The sequence below is a fragment of the Streptomyces sp. MCA2 genome, from assembly GCF_023544705.1.
In the GTDB taxonomy this organism is placed as follows: domain Bacteria; phylum Actinomycetota; class Actinomycetes; order Streptomycetales; family Streptomycetaceae; genus Streptomyces; species Streptomyces decoyicus.
The window spans coordinates 143,618-161,887 of record NZ_JAMJFM010000011.1 but is presented as its reverse complement, the minus strand read 5'-3'; the positions used below and the strand labels follow the sequence as shown (position 1 = coordinate 161,887).

At 72.3% G+C, this 18,270-nt stretch carries 17 protein-coding genes, 1 tRNA gene and 1 pseudogene; 7 read left to right on the top strand and 12 right to left on the bottom strand.

Annotated elements, in window-relative coordinates:
* Positions 1–205 precede the first annotated feature (205 nt).
* Positions 206–952, bottom strand: a complete 747-nt coding sequence (locus tag M8I34_RS12000; protein WP_250049394.1) for a helix-turn-helix transcriptional regulator — start codon at positions 950–952, stop codon at positions 206–208.
* 53 nt (positions 953–1,005) lie between these two features.
* Between M8I34_RS12000 and M8I34_RS11995 the strand changes: the two genes are divergently transcribed.
* Together M8I34_RS11995 and M8I34_RS11990 are read left to right on the top strand one after the other, a co-directional pair.
* A complete protein-coding gene (locus M8I34_RS11995) occupies positions 1,006–2,250 on the top strand; it encodes an MFS transporter (RefSeq protein WP_250049393.1) in 1,245 nt (414 codons plus the stop codon).
* A 354-nt stretch (positions 2,251–2,604) separates the two neighbouring features.
* On the top strand, positions 2,605–2,781 hold the full coding sequence (locus M8I34_RS11990; protein WP_250049392.1) for a hypothetical protein: 177 nt from the start codon (positions 2,605–2,607) through the stop codon (positions 2,779–2,781).
* Positions 2,782–2,895: 114 nt separating this feature from the next.
* Here the strand turns inward: M8I34_RS11990 and M8I34_RS11985 are convergent.
* Positions 2,896–2,969: transfer RNA gene (locus M8I34_RS11985), tRNA-Pro, on the bottom strand.
* Between the two features lie 164 nt (positions 2,970–3,133).
* On the opposite strand from M8I34_RS11985, the gene M8I34_RS11980 reads away from it, so the two are divergent.
* The 3 genes from M8I34_RS11980 to M8I34_RS11970 all read left to right on the top strand — a co-directional run bounded on the left by M8I34_RS11980 (position 3,134) and on the right by M8I34_RS11970 (position 5,285).
* Positions 3,134–3,427, top strand: a complete 294-nt coding sequence (locus M8I34_RS11980; RefSeq protein ID WP_030078864.1) for a YiaA/YiaB family inner membrane protein — start codon at positions 3,134–3,136, stop codon at positions 3,425–3,427.
* 131 nt (positions 3,428–3,558) lie between these two features.
* On the top strand, positions 3,559–4,326 hold the full coding sequence (locus M8I34_RS11975; RefSeq protein WP_374210892.1) for a transketolase: 768 nt from the start codon (positions 3,559–3,561) through the stop codon (positions 4,324–4,326).
* Between the two features lie 50 nt (positions 4,327–4,376).
* The gene (locus M8I34_RS11970) at positions 4,377–5,285 is read left to right on the top strand and encodes a transketolase family protein (RefSeq protein ID WP_250049391.1); all 909 of its coding nucleotides are present in this window, start codon (positions 4,377–4,379) and stop codon (positions 5,283–5,285) included.
* Positions 5,286–5,339: 54 nt separating this feature from the next.
* Here M8I34_RS11970 and M8I34_RS11965 read toward each other — a convergent pair whose 3' ends face one another.
* Positions 5,340–6,263 (bottom strand): alpha/beta fold hydrolase, encoded by a 924-nt coding sequence (locus M8I34_RS11965; protein ID WP_250049390.1) that lies wholly within the window; start codon positions 6,261–6,263, stop codon positions 5,340–5,342.
* A 212-nt stretch (positions 6,264–6,475) separates the two neighbouring features.
* Here M8I34_RS11965 and M8I34_RS11960 point away from each other — a divergent pair, with 212 nt between their 5' ends.
* Entirely contained in the window at positions 6,476–9,670 is a 3,195-nt protein-coding gene (locus M8I34_RS11960; RefSeq protein ID WP_250049432.1) for an amidohydrolase family protein, read from the top strand.
* A gap of 300 nt (positions 9,671–9,970) precedes the next feature.
* The gene (locus M8I34_RS11955) at positions 9,971–11,329 is read left to right on the top strand and encodes an acyl-CoA dehydrogenase family protein (protein WP_250049389.1); all 1,359 of its coding nucleotides are present in this window, start codon (positions 9,971–9,973) and stop codon (positions 11,327–11,329) included.
* Between the two features lie 400 nt (positions 11,330–11,729).
* Here the strand turns inward: M8I34_RS11955 and M8I34_RS11950 are convergent.
* The 9 genes and pseudogenes from M8I34_RS11950 to M8I34_RS11910 form a co-directional block, all read right to left on the bottom strand.
* Positions 11,730–11,954 (bottom strand): annotated as a pseudogene (locus tag M8I34_RS11950) (HTH domain-containing protein); the annotation flags it as partial.
* Between the two features lie 110 nt (positions 11,955–12,064).
* Complete coding sequence (locus M8I34_RS11945) at positions 12,065–12,637, bottom strand: GAF domain-containing protein (protein ID WP_030993294.1); 573 nt, start codon at positions 12,635–12,637, stop codon at positions 12,065–12,067.
* Between the two features lie 26 nt (positions 12,638–12,663).
* Complete coding sequence (locus tag M8I34_RS11940) at positions 12,664–13,284, bottom strand: ATP/GTP-binding protein (RefSeq protein ID WP_250049388.1); 621 nt, start codon at positions 13,282–13,284, stop codon at positions 12,664–12,666.
* Positions 13,262–13,660, bottom strand: a complete 399-nt coding sequence (locus tag M8I34_RS11935) for a DUF742 domain-containing protein (protein WP_030078883.1) — start codon at positions 13,658–13,660, stop codon at positions 13,262–13,264. The genes M8I34_RS11940 and M8I34_RS11935 overlap by 23 nt, the downstream gene beginning before the upstream one ends.
* Positions 13,661–13,662: 2 nt before the next feature.
* Positions 13,663–14,112, bottom strand: coding sequence for a roadblock/LC7 domain-containing protein (locus M8I34_RS11930; protein WP_244417767.1), 450 nt, complete (start codon positions 14,110–14,112; stop codon positions 13,663–13,665).
* On the bottom strand, positions 14,102–16,009 hold the full coding sequence (locus tag M8I34_RS11925) for an ATP-binding protein (protein ID WP_250049387.1): 1,908 nt from the start codon (positions 16,007–16,009) through the stop codon (positions 14,102–14,104). The genes M8I34_RS11930 and M8I34_RS11925 overlap by 11 nt, the downstream gene beginning before the upstream one ends.
* 544 nt (positions 16,010–16,553) lie before the next feature.
* Positions 16,554–16,829, bottom strand: a complete 276-nt coding sequence (locus tag M8I34_RS11920; protein ID WP_250049386.1) for a DUF3817 domain-containing protein — start codon at positions 16,827–16,829, stop codon at positions 16,554–16,556.
* Positions 16,826–17,293 (bottom strand): DUF2269 family protein, encoded by a 468-nt coding sequence (locus M8I34_RS11915; RefSeq protein WP_250049385.1) that lies wholly within the window; start codon positions 17,291–17,293, stop codon positions 16,826–16,828. The genes M8I34_RS11920 and M8I34_RS11915 overlap by 4 nt, the downstream gene beginning before the upstream one ends.
* 148 nt (positions 17,294–17,441) lie before the next feature.
* A complete protein-coding gene (locus tag M8I34_RS11910; RefSeq protein WP_250049384.1) occupies positions 17,442–18,131 on the bottom strand; it encodes a DJ-1/PfpI family protein in 690 nt (229 codons plus the stop codon).
* Positions 18,132–18,270: the final 139 nt, after the last annotated feature.

The window sequence follows — 18,270 nt, the reverse complement described above, 5'->3', positions numbered from 1 at the left end:
CGGCCTCATCCTGTCACGGAGGGAACACGGTGCACCAGTCCACTTACGGACAGTAGGGATCGCCCGGCTTAACCGGGAGTTGAGTGACGAGGTCCGCCGGGACGTGCGTGCTCTCCCCGGGCGGCTCCCGGGGGCGCGACGAGGACAGGGCACGCCGTTCCGCGAGGCGCGGCGTCATGGCCACCCGCACCGCTACCCGCACCACTTACCCGCGGCGGTTGTGGGCGCCCGGGGTGTATCCGTAGGCGCGGCGGAAGACGTCGATGAAGGCGCTGGTGGAGGACCAGCCGCAGCGGTGGGCGACGGCGGTGACGGGAGTGCCGTCGGCCAGCATCTTCAGGGCGTGATAGAGGCGCAGTTGGGTGCGCCACTGGGGGAAGGTCATGCCAAGTTCGGAGCGGAAGAGGCGGCTGAGGGTGCGCTCGCCGGTATGGGTGTGGGCGCCGAGCTCGGCGAGGGTGCGGGGGTCGGCGGGGTTGTCGTGCAGGAGGGCGCAGGCGGCCGCCAGGCGCGGATCGGTGGGCGCGGGCAGCTGCACGGGCTGCTGAGGCGAGGCGCGGAGCTGGTCGAGGAGGACCGCGCGCAGGCGGTGGCGTTCGGGGCTGTCGTCGGCGGGGTCGCGGGTGTAGGCGAGGATCAGCTCGCGCAGGAGGGAACCGACGGCCAGGACGGTGGGCGCGTCCAGCCGCAGCGGGTTGTCGCCGACGGGCAGCCCGAGGGTGTGCAGGTCGAGGTGGCCGTAGGCACGGTGGGCGTGGACGGTTCCGGCAGGGACCCAGATGGCGCGGGTACCGGGCGCGAACCACGTTCCGGCATCGGTGGTGACGGCCAGAACACCGGATCCCGCATAGACGATCTGGTGGTTGTCATGGCGGTGGGCCTCGATGCGTTCGCCGGCCGCCAGGGCCAGCGTGTGCGTCGGCGCGGCAGGGGTGTGGCGGATATTCGGCATACCTTGGCACTTTATCGGAAGCGAGACACCTGGGCGGCGTTGACGATCGAAGAGTGTCAACCAACCAGCCCCCAGCTCCGTCCACAGCTCCGTCCACCGGAAAATCCCTCGGACTGCTGTCCCTGGGGCACGCCTGTGTGGACATCTACCAGGGCGCCGTGGCCGCCCTCGTGCCCTTCTTCCTCGCCGAGCGGGCCTATTCCTACGCCGCGGCCTCCGGCATCGTGCTCGCCGCGTCCCTGCTCTCCTCGGTGGCACAGCCGCTGTTCGGCGCGCTGACCGACAAGTGGTCCCTGCCCTGGCTGCTGCCGGTGAGCACCCTGGCGGCAGGCGTCGGCGTCGCGCTCAGCGGCCTCAGCGGTTCCTATGCGCTGACCCTGGCCGTCGTCGCCGTCTCCGGGATCGGGGTGGCCGCCTACCACCCCGAGGCCGCCCGGATCGCCCGCATCGCGAGCCGCGGCAGCCACAACGCGATGGGGCTGTTCTCCCTCGGCGGCAACATCGGCTTCGCGGCCGCGCCGCTGATGGTCTCCGCCGTCATCGCCACCGGCGGGCTGCGCGCCTCCCCGCTGCTGGTCGTCCCGGCCCTGGCGGGCGCCGCCCTGTGTGCGGCCGCGCTGCGGACCGTCAACGGCACCACCACGGCCGCAACCACCGCGTCGGCCGCGGCCCGCCGGGCGGGCAAGGACGACTGGCGGGCCTTCCTCACGATGTCCGGAGCCATCGTGTGCCGCTCGATCGTCTTCGTCGGGCTGAGCGCCTTCATCTCCCTGTACGCCCGCCAGCGCACCGGAGGCGGCGACGTCGCGGGCACCGCGGCCCTGTTCGTGCTCTACCTGGGCGGCGCGGTCGGCACCGTCGCCGGAGGACGGCTCGCCACCCGCTACGGCCGGATCGCGGTGGTGCGCTGGTCCTACGCCCTGACCCTTCCCGCCGTCGCCGGCACGGTCCTGGTCCCCGGCCCGCTCCTGTATCTGTTCATCGCCCTGACCTCGGCCGGCCTGTACGTGCCCTTCTCCCTGCATGTCACCCTCGGCCAGGACTATCTGCCCCGCCACGTCGGCACCGCCGGCGGCGTCACCCTGGGCCTGACCGTCAGCGTCGGCGGCCTCGCCAGCCCCCTCATCGGCGCCGCCGCCGACGCCACCTCCCTCCAGACCGCACTCACCCCGCTCATCGCCTTCCCCGCCCTGGGATGGCTGCTCGTGCGCACCCTGCACGAACCCGATATGCCCGAAACCATGACAGCCACCACCCCCGCCCCCCTGCGCACCACCACCCCCACCTCCAACCCTTGACCCGAACAGACCCGCCCGCCACTTCCCACAGCTGTGAAGCACAGCCCGGGAGCGGCGCCCCCTCTCCACCTCGGGGCCGAACAACCCTTGCCACACGGGGAGTTCGGCCCCGCCGCCCTGCCCGCCCGCATGCCCCATCGATCGACGCACGACGGAGCTGGAAACCGCCGCCACCGTCCCCTCGTAACGATGAGATGCGGCAAATCCAAGGCCACGCCCAGGCGGCCCTCTGCCTACGCGGCGCACCATCTGGCCGTAGATCACGGAGAGTTGAGCCGGCGGTGCCGGAAACCATGAACGACAAGACCTCGGAGCCGCGCGCCCCGCTCCGCCCTCGTCAAGGACGGGTACCGGGTGACCGGCTACCGGAACGACCCGAAGGCCGAGCCAGCGGTTCTGCTGGACATGACGAACGACCGCACGGCCTATGCGGTCTCCGCGGAGACCGCCGGCGACTCCGCGCAGCACATGGTGCTGCGGGTGAACCTGCCCTGCCATCTCCCGCCCGGCGCCGAACAGCAGCAGTTCTGAGCGGCCGCACCGGCACGTACGGAGGCAAAAGGCCGGGGGCGGCCGATGTCGCCACACATGCAAAAAGGCCGCTCCGAAATTCGGAAACGGCCTCCGACTTGCAGAAAGAACAAGTCGGGACGACAGGATTTGAACCTGCGACCCCTTGACCCCCAGTCAAGTGCGCTACCAAGCTGCGCCACGTCCCGGTGCCCGTTTCGGCCGGGAATTCCCGGCTGACCGCGCACGAGAACAATACCGCATGTCAGAGGGTGGGTGCTGCCATATTCCCGCCTCGGCGCGCGTACGGCCGACGGGAGAGATGAGTACCTGTACTCATGCACCGCCGTCACCGTGCCGCCACGCTACGCGCATGACTACTCCATCGATTCAGCGGCCGACGACCACGGCCTTCTTCGTGCAGGCCGCGATCTCCTTCGGGCTGTCGCTGGCGGCGCTGGTGATCGGGATCATCAAGTTGCCGGTGGGGCCCTGGGAGCGTGGTTTCCTCGCCATCGGTCTGGTCTTCGTGGTGTCCTCGGCGTTCACGCTGGCCAAGTGCATCCGTGACCGCCAGGAGGTCGAGGAGGTGACGAACCGGGTGGACAAGGCCCGGATCGACAAGATCCTCATTGAGCAGGACGTCTTCAAGCCGGGGCAGGTCTGACCTCGGCGTACCGGGCCGCGGATATCTCGACATCCCGGGCCGCGGACATCTCGGCATCCCGGGCCGCGGATCTCCCGGTCCGCGGCCCGACGCTTGACCTCAAGCACGCTTGAGGTTGCACGCTCGGTCGTATGACGGACATGACGACGGAACCGACGAAGGGCAAGGCGGCAGGGCCTGCGGCGGGAGACCCGGCGGAGCGCACACCGCACACCGGCGGCATCGGGTTCGATGAACTGCCGCATCTGATGAGCCTGATGACGGGCGATGAGAAGCACGGCCCGGCGGCCACCTCCACGCTGGACGCCCTCTGGGTGCTCTACGACCGGGTGCTGCGGGTGTCCCCCGGCACCGCCCAGGACCCCGGCCGGGACCGCTTTCTGCTCTCCAAGGGGCACGGCCCGATGGCCTACTACGCGGTGCTGGCCGCCAAGGGCTTCTTCCCCACCGCATGGCTGCCGGGCTTCGGCGCGTACGACTCCCCGCTCGGGCATCACCCCGACCGGCTGCTGGTGCCCGGCGCGGAGATCGGCAGCGGTTCGCTCGGGCACGGGCTGCCGCTGGCCGTCGGCACCGCCCTCGGGCTGCGGGCGCAGGGCCGGACGGAACCGGCCGTATGGGTGCTGATCGGCGACGCCGAACTGGACGAGGGCAGCAACCACGAGGCGCTGGCCTACGCGGGCGCCGCGGGACTGGACCGGCTGCACACCCTGGTCGTCGACAACTCCTCCGCCACCCACGGCTGGCACGGCGGGATCGCCTCCCGCTTCGAGGCCGCAGGCTGGTCCGCCGCCACCGTCGACGGCCGCGACCACCGGGCTCTCCACGAGGCCTTCAGCGCGCCGCACCCGGGCCGCCCGCGCGCGGTGATCGCCCGTGTCGAGCCCAAGGGCGACTGAGCGGCCCGCCCCGGCTCCCCACCCACCAGGACTTCGAGAGGGTTTCAGTGATGGACACCATGCGTGAGCGGTTCGCCTCGGTCACCTCACGGCTGTTGGAGGAGGACCCGCGGCTGGCGGTCGTCCTCGCCGACATCGGTACGGCCGGCTTTGCCGAGGCGGCACAGCGGCATCCGGACCGGGTGGTGAATGTCGGCATCCGGGAGCAGTTGCTGATCGGCGTGGGCGGCGGGCTGGCGCTCACCGGGCTCCGCCCGATCCTGCACACCTTCGCCAGCTTCCTCGTGGAGCGCCCCTTCGAGCAGGTGAAGCTGGACTTCGGCCACCAGGGCGTGGGCGGGGTGCTGGTCAGCGCCGGGGGCTCCTACGACTGGCCGAGCGGCGGTTTCACCCATATGTCACCCGGCGACGTCGCGCTGCTGGACACCCTGGACGGCTGGACCGTACATGTCCCCGGGCACCCGGACGAGGCCGAGACGCTGCTGCGGCACGCCACGTCGGCCGGTGACGACAAGGTGTACGTCCGGCTGTCCGCACAGGCCAACCACGCGCCACGGGCCGTGGACGGGACCGGTTTCCGGACACTTCGGGAAGGGCGCGGCGGGGTGGTCGTCGCCGTCGGTCCGATGCTGGATCATGTGCTCGCCGCGACCGAGGGCCTGGAGGTGACGGTGCTCTACGCGACGACCGTGCGGCCCTTCGACGCCGCCGGGCTCCGCGCCGCGGTCGGCGCTGCCGGTAGCGCGGACGTGGTGCTCGTGGAGCCGTATCTGGCGGGGACCTCGACGCGCTTCGCGAACGAGGCGCTGGAGGACCGGCCGCACCGGCTGCTGGGGCTCGGCGTCGGCCGCCAGGAGCTGCGCCGGTACGGGCAGCTCGACGAGCACCTGGCGGCGCACGGCCTCGATCCGCACGGCCTGCGCGAGCGGATCGCCGGGTTCCTGGCGGCACGGCGCTGACGGTGGGCACGGCGCTGACGGTGGGCGTGGCGCTCCCCGCGGAGCGGCGGCGGCTCAGATGTGCTTGTCGAGCCAGGCCAGCAGGTCGTCCTGGACCTCGTCGCGGTTGGTCTCGTTGAGGATCTCGTGGCGGGCGTCCGGGTAGGCCCGCCAGGTCAGATCGCGGGTGCCCAGATAGCGGAAGTCCTCCAGCAGTTCGTGGACCAGGGTCATCCGCTGGTGGCAGGGGTCCTGGTCGCCGACGGCGAGGTGGACCGGCAGACCCCGCGGGATGCGGGCGAGGTTGGCCGGGTCGTTGATCTTGCGGATGGCGCCCACCCAGTCGGCGGCGAGACCGGCGCAGAAGGGGAAGCCGCAGTCCTCGTCGGCGGCGTAGGCGTCCACCTCCGCGGCGTCGCGGGAGAGCCATTCATAGCCGGTGCGGTGGGTGAAGGCGTCGTTGAAGGAGCTGAAATTGCGCGGGATGAACGCGGAGAGCGCGCTGCGGCCGTGCTCGGCAATCTCCTGGTCCAGTTCGGCGACGGCGCCGTCGATGTCCAGGCCGGGCAGGGTGCGGAAGACGCCGGTGAGGATCAGTCCGGCGAGGTCGGCGCCGTACTCCTGGGCGTAGTCGCGGGCCAGCATCGCGCCCATGCTGTGGCCGAGCAGCACCAGCGGGACGCCGGGGTGGGCGGCGGCCGCATGGTTGCCGATGCCCTTGAGGTCGCTGACGATCGCCCGCCAGCCGTCCTCGCCGACCACGCCGCGGCCGCCGGTGGAGGCGGCGGTGGCGCCGTGGCCACGGTGGTCGGAGGCGAGGACGGCGTAGCCGTGGCCGGCCAGGAACCGTGCGAAGCGGTCGTAGCGCCGGCCGTGTTCCGCGGCGCCATGGGCGATCTGGACGAGGGCGCGCGGGTGACCGGATTCAGGGAGCCAGGTGTAGGTGGCGATACGGGCGCCGTCCGGGGCCTGGTGGAAGTCCTGCTGCATGGCCTGCATGCGTCGTCTCCTGACTGCCGGGGCGGTGGCTGACGAGTCGTCGGCGCCCACTCTTTCGTGTGGGGCGGCCGTGCGCCATGGGACGCGCGTGGCGCAGATGCCCCTCTCCCCCGCGCGCGGCGTGACAGGATCGGCCGGTTCTTTGCCGACCTGTGCCGCAACCCCCTTTCGCAGGAGGACCGTTGGACACCACGGACCCTTTCGAGGACCGCATCACGGACCGTTTCGAGAACACCCCCCTTCACCCCACGCCGCTGTCCCGCCGCAGATTCCTCCAGGGCACCGCCTCGGCCGCCGCCGCGGCGGGCCTGGCCGGCGTCACCGCACCCACCGCCTGGGCGCAGGACGCCGGAGCGAGCGGCGCCGCCCTGTCCTTCACGGCCGCCACCAATGGCGCGGCCTCCCTCTCCCCGTCCGGTGACCGGCTGGTCGCCGAGGTCCAGAACGTCCTGTGGTCACTGCCGCGGGCCGGCGGCGACGCGGTCGCGCTGACCCCGCCCGACCTGGAGCCCACCCGTCCGGTGTACTCCCCCGACGGCCGCCGCATCGCCGTCTGCGCCTACCGCGGCGGCTCCTTCCATCTGTGGACGCTTGCCGCCGACGGCTCCGGGCTCCGGCAGCTGACCGACGGCCCGTGGGACGACCGCGGCCCCGCCTGGTCCCCCGACGGCACCCGGATCGCCTTCGCCTCGGAACGGGGCGGGGACGCGGTGACCGGCAGCCCGTACCGGATCTGGGTGCTGGAGGTGAAGACCGGGCGGCTGACCCGGATGACCGGGCTGCCCGGTCAGGACGGCCCGCAGCAGGACGCCGCCTGGGAGGACTTCGACCCCTGCTGGTCGCCGGACGGCTCGCGGATCGTGTTCGTCCGGGGACAGGTGACAGGAGCGGCGCTGGTCTCCCGTACCGTCGCCTCCGTGCCGGCCGACGGGCGGGGCGCGGTGCGCACCGAGCACACCGAGACGGCAGCCGCCCAGGTGATGGTGCCGGCGCTGTCCCCTACGGGGCGGCTCGCCTATCTGCGGACCACGGACTATCCGGGCCCCACCTGCACGCTGGTGGTGGACGGCGCACGGGTCGCGGTGGACGGCGATGTGGAGCCGGTGCCGCCGCGCTGGGTCTCGCGGGACGAGCTGCTGCTGACGGTCGGCGGGCAGTTCCGGATCGTCCGGGCCGACGCTCCGCAGCGCGCCGAGACCATCCCGTTCACCGCGCGGCTGCCGCTGGACCGGCCCCGCTACCGCGTCAAGGACTACGGTTTCGAGCGGACGGCGGCGGGCCCGGTGCGCGGCGTGCATCTGCCCGCGCTCTCGCCCGACGGCCGCAGGGTCGCCTTCGCCGCGCTCAACTCACTGTGGCTGGCGCCCACTTCGGGCGGCGAAGCCCCGCGCAGGATCGTCCGGGCCGATGCCACCCGCTATGTGCTCGGGCCCAGCTGGACCCGCGACGGGCGGGCGCTGCTCTACGCGGACGACCGGGACGGGCTGTTCGCGGTGCGCCGCCGGGACATCGTCTCCGGGGAGGAGACGGTGCTGGCCACCGGCGGCCGGGTGCAGCCCGCGCTGTCGCCGGACGGCGGACGGCTGGCCGCCCTGGACATGTCCGGCAATCTGGTCGTACGGACGCTGGCCGACGGCGCGGAGAAGGTGCTGGCCGCGCCGCTGGGCGCCGGCGGGCTGCCCGGCCGTCCCAGCTGGTCACCGGACGGCCGCTACCTGGCGTACTGCGACCGCAATCGCCTCAACCGCCGCTTCCGCGAGGGCTACAACGTCATCCGGATCGTCGACACCGAGACCGGCAAGGACCGGCTGCACCCGGTCGCCGAGCATGTCTCGATCGCCGACCGCTACGACTCTGGGCCCGTGTGGTCGCCGGACGGGCGCCGGCTGGCGCTGATCGTCGAGTCCGCGCTGTGGGTGCTGCCGGTGCGGCCCGACGGCACACCGGACGGTGCGCCGCAGCGGCTGACCGACGAGAGCGCGGACCATCCGTCGTGGTCCGGGGACTCCGGCACGCTCCTCTACCTCTCGGCCGGGAAACTCCGGCTGATCGGGGCGTCCGGCGGCGCGGCACGGACCGTCCCGCTCGCCCTCGAACGGCGCCCCTCGCGCGCCCGGGACACCGTCGTCCATGCGGGCCGGTTCTGGGACGGCACCGGCGACGAGGTGCGGGAGGACGTCGATGTGGTGGTGCGGGACGGGCGGATCACCGCCGTGGAACCGCACCGCGCGGCCCGCGTGGGCGCGGCCCGGCGGGTGGACGCCTCCGGGCGGACCGTACTGCCCGGACTATGGGACGCACACACGCACCCGTGGCAGACGACATATGGCGGACGGCAGACCGCGCTCCAGCTCGCGTACGGCATCACCACCGCGGTCTCCTGCGGCGGCTTCTCCTACGAACAGGCCCGTATCCGGGAGGCCGTGGCGTCCGGTGCGCTCGCCGGACCGCGCCTGCTGACCTGCGGAGAGCTGCTGGACGGCGGACGGGTCGCGTACAGCATGGGGCGGGCCCACCGCACCCGCGCGGGGCTGCGCCGCTCGCTGGAGCGCGGCGCCGCCCTGGACTGGGACTTCGTCAAGACCTATGTACGGGCACCGGGCTGGGTGATGGAGGAGGCCGCCCGCTTCGCCCACCAGCGGCTCGGGGTCCGGTCCGGGAGCCATCTGCTCACCCCGGGAGTCCATCTCGGCCAGGACCTGACGACCCATCTACAGGCCACACAGCGAGTGGAGTTCGGCCACGCCGTCTCCAGCTCCGGCCACGCCTACCAGGACGTCCAAGAGGTCTACACGGCCACCGGCTTCCACCTCCTCGCCACTCCGTTCTCGTCGACCGCACTGCTCGGCGACGATCCGGCACTGGCCGACGATGTACGGGTGGCCCGGCTGATGCCGCCCTGGGACACCGCGGTCGTACGGGAGAACGCCGGCCATCGCCCCACCCCGGCACAACTGGCCGACATCCGGACCGAAGTCGGCGTCTACCGGCGGGTGCTGGACGGCGGCGGGCTGGTCGCGCTGGGCACGGACCAGCCACTGGTGCCGGTGGGGCTGGGCCTGCACCTGGCCCTGCGGGCGCTGCACCGCGGCGGCCTCAGTGTGAGCCGGACGCTGCGCACCGCGACCGCGCTGCCCGCCCGGGTGTTCGGTGCGGAACGGGACCTGGGGACGCTGGAGGTCGGCAAGCTCGGCGATATGACGCTGGTGGACGGAGATCCGTTCGAGGACTTCGACTCACTGGTGCGGACCTCGGCGGTGCTGCGCGGCGGACGCCTCTTCGAGCAGCGGGAGCTGACCGGCTCCTTCCCGGCGCCCGCCGCCCGCTCGCTGCGGGCGGCCGGTACCGACTGGCTGGAGGTGGGCCGGCAGCAGCGCCGTGAGTCCTGCTGCGGCCTCTCGCACTGACGCGCGGCACCCCGCCGGGGCGGGGTGGGAGGCGTGGGGTGGCGCGGTTCCGGGACCTTCGGAGCCGCGCCACAGGCATCGCCGAACCGGGGGTGGTGCGCAGATGCTCCGCGCTTCAACTCTTCGCTTAAATGCACCCAGTTGATGTTTTATGCGCCCCGCAGTAGGTATGCCAACGGAGTATTGCACGGGGTAAGCGAAAGATCACTTTCCGGAACGTTCGCTGCGGACGGCACCGCCGGTGCCGTCCCGAGGCGAGGTGCGACCAACGCGGGGAAGATCGCGAAGGAGGGGCTCGTCTTGCATCGCTACTTCACGGACCAACGGCATGAGGCACTCCGGCACCGGGTGCGGGACTTCGCCGAAAGCGAGGTCCGCCCCCGGGTGGCGGAGATGGAGGCGAACCGTTCCGTTTGCCATGACCTGTCGCGCCTGATCGCCCGGCAGGGGTGGATAGGCGCGACCGTGCACCGCGCGTACGGCGGGATGGGCGCCGGCCATGTCGCCAAGACCCTGATCATCGAGGAGCTCTCACGGGTCAGCGCCGCGATGGGCGCCATGGTGCAGGCCTCGCAGCTGGGCGTGGCGAAGATCGTGCACTTCGGCAGCGAGGAGCAGAAGAAGACCTGGCTGCCCGCCATAGCCTCCGGCGACTGCCTGCCGACCATCGCGGTCACCGAACCGCAGTCCGGCGGCCATGTGCTGGGCATGGCCTCCACCGCGGTCCGCGACGGCGACGACTACCTCCTCAACGGCCGGAAGACCTATGTCGGCAACAGCCATGTCGGCGATCTGCACGGCGTGGTGGTCCGCACCGGCGAGGGCTCCAAGGGCCTGTCCGCGTTTCTCGTCGAGTCCGACACCCCCGGCTTCCGGGTCGGCCCGCAGCAGCCCACGATGGGGCTGCACGGCTTCAGCTTCGGTGAGCTGTTCTTCGACAACTGCCGGGTCCCGGCGGCGAATCTGCTGGGCCGGGAGGGCGACGGGCTGTCGGTCGCGTACTCCTCCAGCGTGCTGTACGGGCGGCCGAATCTGACCGCCGTATCGCTGGGCATCCATCAGGCGGTGCTGGACGAGACGACGGCGTTCTGCGCCGAGCGGCAGCGCTACGGCAAGCCACTGGCGGACCTGAGCAACATCAAGCTCAAGCTCGGCCGCATCCAGTCACGGCTGCTGCTGGCCCGGCTGTCCGCGTATCACGCGGTGCATCTGCTGGACCAGGGGCTGCCGTGCGACGCGGAGCTGATGAACGCCAAACTGGTCAATGTGGAGTCGGCGCTGGAGTCGGCGCGCGACGCGATGGACATCCATGCCGCGTGCGGGCTGTTCACCGACCGGCCGGTGGAGCGCTTCCTGCGCGACGCCCACCACATCTTCGCGCCGGCCGGCACCTCCGACATCCAGCTGCTGCGCCTGGGTGAGCTGGCGCTCGGGCAGACCCGCGGCGAGTGGTCCAGCCGGCTCGCGGATCTGCTGCGGCTGGAGCCCTCGGAGTGGCCCGAGGAGAGCGACGCCCCCGCGGACACCCCGGCCATCACCGGGCGGGGCCCTGACGCCCCGGCCACCACCACCGGGCGGGGCCCGGACGCCACTGCCACGGTGCCGGGCCAGCGCACCGGCCCGGTGCGCCGGCCCTCATGGTTCGCCCGGCCGCGATGAGCGGCAGACTCCGGGCCGGTGGCCACGGCCACCGGCCCGGAGCGGATGCTGCGGCCCGGCCATCAGGGTGGGCCGCAGCCATAGCTGTACGACAACGGGGGCCGGAAGTCCGCCAGAACGGCCCGGACGGCCGGCCGACCGCTTCGACCGGCGGACCCTGTGGACCGGCTGCGATGTCACCAGAGCGGCGCTGGCCCTCGGGCTGCCGCTGTGGCTGGCCTGCGGTGGTGCCCCGGGGCCCGGGATCTACAGCGCCGATCTGGGGCCGACCGTCGTCAGTGCCCTGTTCTTCCCGGCCGGTTCCGCGCTGATCAAGGAACGGGTCCCGGCGGACCGGCCGCGGCGCTTCAACGCCCGTTACGAGATGGGGACCCAGGCGGGGATGCTGCTGTCGGCGACGGTCGGCGTGCAGTCCGGTGAGCCGGGTCCGGTAGCCGCCGAGCAGCTGGTACCCGCCGCCATGCCCGGCCTCCCCGTAGACCGGGATGCCCGCGCCGCTCAGCGAGTCGATGTCCCGGTAGACGGTCCGGACCGAGACGCCCAGCTCCGCGGCGAGCTCACCGGCCGTCAGCCTGCCCCGGTTCTGGAGCAGAAGGACGAGGGAGAGGAGCCGGGCGGCACGCATGAACCGATCATTTCAGGTCCGGGCCGGGCCCGGTCCCGAGAGTCAGGGCCCGAGTCAGGGTCAGGTCCGAGCGTCGCCCCCTGTCGGCGGCGTTCCCGACCGCGGCCGCGTCAGACGTCGCTCTGCTGCTTCTCCATGCGGTGGATCTGCTCGACGAGTTCGGCGGCCATCGACTTGATGGTCTCCAGCCCCTCCCGCCCCCACGGGCGCGGTTCGAGATCCACGACGCAGACGGTGCCCAGCGCCATCCCCGTACGGTCGATCAACGGCGCCCCGAGGTAGGAGCGGATACCGATCTCGTCGACGACCGGGTTGCCGGCGAACCGCGGATAGTCGCAGACGTCCTCCAGCACCAGGGCCTTGCGGCGGACGATGACATGCGGGCAGTAGCCGTGGTCGCGGTCCATCACCCGGCCCGGCTGGGCGCTGGCGGGCGCCGGTCCCAGCTCGACGGCCTGGTCCTGGGCGGGTGTGTAGAGACCGGCGAAGTACTGCCGTCGCTCGTCGATGAAGTTGACCATCGAGTACGGCGCCCGGGTGGTCCGGGCGAGCTTGCGCGCGAACTCGTCGAACGCGGGCAGCGGGGACTCGCCGATGCCCAGGGCGCGCAGCCGGGCGACGCGCGCCGGGGCCTCGTCGTCCTGCGGGGTGAGCAGCAGATGGCGCGTCGGGTCGTAGGAGATGTACGGGGCACGGGAGGCGGGGTGGTTCACGGCAGCTCCGGGGTCGCGGCGAGGGCGGGGGTGAGCAGATGCTGGACGAGCGCTACCAGGACATGGGTGGCCGAGCTGCACCGGCGGGCGTCGCAGAGGACGACGGGAACGTCCGGGGAGATGTCCATGGCGGTGCGGACCTCGTCCGGGTCGTAGTGGTAGGAGCCGTCGAACTCGTTGACGGCGACGATGAATTGGATGCCGCGCCGCTCGAAGAAGTCGACGGCGGCGAAGCACTGGTCCAGACGCCGGGTGTCGGCCAGGATCACCGCGCCGAGCGCGCCGTTGGACAGCTCGTCCCACATGAACCAGAAGCGCTGCTGCCCCGGCGTCCCGAAGAGATAGAGGATGTGCGCCGGGCTGAGCGTGATCCGGCCGAAGTCCATGGCGACGGTGGTGGTGTCCTTGTCCTCGATACCCGCCAGATCGTCCGTGCCGACGCTGATCTGGGTGAGGAGCTCTTCCGTACTCAGCGGCTCGATCTCGCTCACCGCTCCGACAAAGGTCGTCTTGCCGACCCCGAATCCCCCCGCGACCAGGATCTTGAGCGCGGTGGGGAACAGGTCGGTCGAGGAATCCCCCTGGGTGTGGGGGTCACAGTCGTTTGCGAAGTCCATTCAGCACCGCCTCCAGCAGGGCTCGGTCGGTACGGGACGCGGGCCCTGCCGAAACGGCTGCGGGGGCCCGCGCGGTGAGCGCCCCGCAGTCCACGAGGTCGGCGAGGAGCACTTTGGTGACCACGGCGGGCAGCCGTATGTGGGCGGCGATCTCGGCGACGGAGACCGGCCCGCAGCACAGTCCCAGCACCTGGGCGTAGTCGGGACCCTGGCAGGAAACGGGCCGCCGGCCGGTGGCCATCACCATCGTCAGCAGATCGAAGTGCGCCGTCGGACGGGTCCGGCCGTTGCTGACGGTGTACGGGCGGACCAGCCGGCCCGCCGCGTCGTCGTACCACGGTTCCCCGCCTTGCCGCCGCCGGCGACGCACGGTCATGGTCAACGACCGCCCGCGGGCGCCTGCTGGCGTGCGGGGGTGGACAGATACGGCCGGACGCTCTTGACCAGCATCGACATCTCGTAGCCCAGCACCGCCACATCGGCTTCGCGGCCGGCGAGCACGGCCAGACACGCGCCCGATCCGGCGGTCGAGACGAACAGGAAGGTGGACTCCAGCTCGACGACGACCTGGAGGACGTCGTCGCCCTCCCCGAAGCGCACACCGGCGCTGCGGGCGAGGGAGTAGAGGCCGGAGGACAGCGCGGCCATGTGGTCGGCGCTGTCCGGGTCGAAGCCGTGGGCGGCCTTGACCAGGCCGTCCGAGGACAGCAGCAGCGCGCTGCGGGCGTGCGGCACCCGCTGTACGAGCCCGGTCAGCAGCCAGGACAGATCGGTGTGCTGGCCTCCCTGAAGCTGCGCATGTGCCTGCGCACGCACATCACTCACCATGGTTGCGGTCGTCTCCTCGGGGGCTGGCCATCGTGGCATCGTGGTCACGGTCGTAGAGCAGGTCGCTGCCGGCCGGGCTGCTGGTGTCGAAGCCCTGGGCCGGAGTGGTGCCGTTGCCTCCGGCGGTGTCGCCGGCGTAGGTGTCGTCGGCGAGGCTGAAGCCACGCCGGAAGGCGGCCATCAGGCCGGGGTCGTGCTCGGGTTCCGGGCCCGTACGGCGTGTCGCGGACGGCAGGATCGGCTCGCCGCGCAGCTCGGGGACGAGATGCGTCTGCTTGCGCCGCCGGGGCAGCCGCGGGCGGGCGCCGTTGTCCACGGCCGGCGGCGGGGGCGGCAGTACGACCGGGCCGGGGTCGGCCGGGCGTTCGGCGGGGACGGCGTCAGCGGGGACGGCCCCGGCAGGGACGGCGTCGGGGGTGTGCGACTCGGGCAACTGCGCGTCGGCCATGTGGACTTCAGGGGTGTAGGCGCCCGAGGCGCGGACCAGCCGGCGACGAGCGGCGCCGGCGTCAGGATCGGGGTCCGCGGAAACGGGGGGCTGGGCCTGAGCCGGGACCGGGGCCGTACGCTCGCCGTAGCCGTGCGACGCCATGTCGAGCAGGTGGTCAGGGGCGGGACCGGGGCTGGGAATGGCCACGGTCCGACGGCCGGGGGTGGGGGTGGGGGTGGGGCCGAGGTCGTGGCGGTCATGGCGCTCACGGTGGCCGTGCCGCTCAGGGCCGTCAGTGGGGCGGTCGACGAAGCCGCCGTCGTATCCCCCGTCGTGCTCGCGTACCGGGTCGGTGTCCGGCGATCCGGCGCGCGACGCATCCGCCCCGCCCGACTCCCCGCCGGCCGATTCCTCGCCGAGCAGCTCCTGCGGCACGATCAGCACGGCCTGCACGCCGCCGTAGATATTGCTCTGAAGCCGGACAACGATGCCATGCCGCCGGGCGAGCGAGGAGACCACGAACAGTCCGATCCGGCCGTCGCTCAACAGCTCGGCCACATCTACATGTTCGGGGTCGGCCAGCAGGGCGTTCATCCGCGACTGCTCGTCCGCCGACATGCCCAGGCCGCGGTCCTCGACCTCGACCGCGAGACCGGCGGTGACGAGCTGGGCGCGCAGCAGGACCGGGGTCTGCGGGGCCGAGTAGATCGAGGCGTTCTCGACGAGTTCGGCGAGCAGATGGATCACGTCGGCGACGGCGTGGCCGCGCAGGGTGCCCTCGATCGGCGGCACCAGCTTGATCCTCGGGTACTGCTCGACCTCGGCGATCGAGGAGCGCAGCACCTCGGTCATGGACACCGGACGGCTCCACTGACGGCGCGAGATGGCGCCGCCGAGGACGGCGAGGTTCTCGGCGTGCCGGCGGATCCGGGTGGCCAGGTGGTCGACGTGGAAGAGGCCCTTGAGCAGGTCGGGGTCCTCGACCTGGTTCTCCAGCTCATCCAGCAGCTCGATCTCACGGTGCACCAGGGACTGGAGACGACGGGCGAGGTTCACGAAGACCTCGACCTTCTGCTCGCTGCCGCTGGCGTTGCTGCGGGCGATGGCGACCGCGTCGATGACGGCGGACTCGGCGGCCCGGCCGGCGGCGGCCACCTCGTGGGCGAGCAGGTCGAGGGTGTCGCCGCTGGGCACGAGGCCCTGTTCGGGCTCGCGGCGCTGGATCCATTCGCCCTGCCGTACGCGGTCGAGCAGGTCGTACAGGTCGGACTGGCTGCGGGCACAGACCTGGCGCAGCCGGGCGTACCGGGCGACGGCGGCGCGGGCCTCGGAGTTGGCGGCGGCGCCCGCGGTGAGCACGATGACGCAGACCAGGGCGAGCCCGCCGCACAGCACCACCCACTCGCGGCCGGTGAGCCGGGCGCCGCCCGCCTGGACGACGAAGGCGGCGACGGCCGTACAGATCACGGCGACGAGGAGGCAGGGGATGGCGGCGAGCCTGACCAGACGGGACCGTATCGCCGAGTCGGCGGCCGACTCGGGGAACGAGGCCCGGCCATGTCGTCCGCCCTCACGCTCCCGCCGCCGGGCGGCGGCGGGTACGGGGGCTACCCCCGGGGAACCCTGGGGCCCTGGGGATCTCTGAGCCTCCTGGGACGTCTGAGTCCCCTGGGGGAATGCGGTAGGCATCGGCGCCCTCCGGATCGGCCGTTGGCAGTTCGCGGAGCACGCACGCTAGTTGTTGCACGGGTGGGGTTCGGGCCCACTTCGGGGTTTCGCTACCCCTCGCCACCTCCTTGAGTGGGCGCTGCACGCACATCAGTGCGACAGAATCCGAACTCGCGTTCAGCGAAAGCGAGTTGAGGCCGATTGCGGCAGCCCGAAGAGCCTCTTCCGGAGCTCGCGGGCGGCGCTCGCGGGCAGACGCGCGCCGGGGCCCGCTCGGCCGCCCCCTGCGCGAGCGCGGCGTCACAACGGCGCACCACCACGGCTCGCGTTCCCGTGAAGGTGCTCAGCCGTGGGTCGAGCGCGCCGTGGCGCGGCTGAGCCTGCGCAGCGCCAGGAGACCGCCGATGCCGGGAACGACCGCGGTGGCCTTGGTGGCGGTCGTGGCGTGCGCGAGGCGCCAGGTGGCGAGGACGACGCACAGGTAGGCGCAGCCGTGGGCGGGGCCCAACAGGGAGGAGAGGGGTTTGAGGTGGGCGGTGGCGAGGTTGGCCAGCATGAGGAGGAGCGAGACGAGTTCGGTGTGTGCGGCGATACGCAAGGGGCGGAGGGGCACGGTCATGCTCCTGTGGTGGAGCCGGGGCGGACGATCATCAGGACCGTGACCGTGGCCCACAGCAGGTTGAAGAGGCCGGTGAGCATGGCCAGGCGGGCGGAAGTCCGGGGTCCGGAGCCGGAGTTGCCGGATGGTGCGGCGGTCAGGGCCGTGTCCTGGGCGGGGAGGATCCGGAGGGCAAGGAGCCCGGCGGCCGCGGCGGTCAGGACGATCGAGGCGATCAGCCATGGGCTGCCGAGGACGCCGAGGCTGCTCGCCGTGGCGAATCCGAAGACGGGTACGGCGATACCGATGGCTGCGTAGACCCGGCAGATGCGGTGCAGCATCCGCAGTGCCGTGAGGGCGTCGTGGTCGCCGGGGTCGCTGTGGGCGCGGCGCAGGGCCCGGGGAAACATGCTCGCGGCGACGGTGACCGGGCCGATGGCCAGGACGGCGGCCAGGACGTGCAGGGAGAGCAGGAATTTCGTCACGGTCGACGCTCCGTTGCCGACGGGGCGGCGCGGCGCCGGCCGGTGACCTCGGAGGCGGGCAGGCCCCAAGTGCCTTCGATGGGCATGCAGTTGTCCTTCGGTGGAGTGGGGTGGGGTCAGGTGTGCGGGGAGAGGGTGCGGACGGTGATCAGAGGGCGGCGGGGGCCGGCCCCTGGTGGCGCCAGACGGTGCCGCGGCGCTCGTGGGCGAACAGTTCCTCGACGGCGTGGGCGATCTGCGGGCCCACCTCGCGCTCCAGGAGATGGAGGGCCAGGTCGAGCCCGGAGGTGACGCCGGCACCGGTGACGAGGTCACCGTCGTCGACCACGCGCGCCCGCACCGCGTGGACGCCGGTGGCGTCGAGCATGTCCAGGCCCAGGTGGTGGGTGGTGGCGTAGCGGCCCTTCAGCAGGCCGGCCATGGCGAGGACGAGCGAACCGCCGCACACCGCGCCGACGATCACCTCGGGGTCGTCCATCGCCGCCTTCAGCAGTACGGGCAGCTCGGTGGTCAGCGTGCGGCCGAGCAGCACCGGGATGGATGCGTCCTGCTGCCGCTGCCCGGCGCCCGCGTCGTGGTCGGGGGCCTCGCCCGGTGCGCCGGTGCGGCCTGCGGCACCGGGGACCAGGATCAGGCCCGCTCGTGCGGGGTCGAGGGCGGCCGTGGCGCGCAGCACCAGGGCCCCGATGCCACTGGCCACCTCGCGCGGCCCTTCGGCGGACACGAGCTCCACGCTCACCAGGCCGCCGGAGGCCGTGCCGCCGGCGTGGAGCACTTCGTAGGGCGCGATGACGTCGAGGGGGTCGAAGCCGTCGAACAGGACGATCTGGGCATGCATGGGAAGGGTCCTCGGGGTCCGGGCGGCCCGGTCCGCGCCGGGTTCGCTCCCGACGCTAATCGGCTGCCGCCGTGCCCCCCAGAGGCATTAGTGACACCTTCCAACGGGAAACTGCCAAGCCCGGCATGAGGCCATCTGA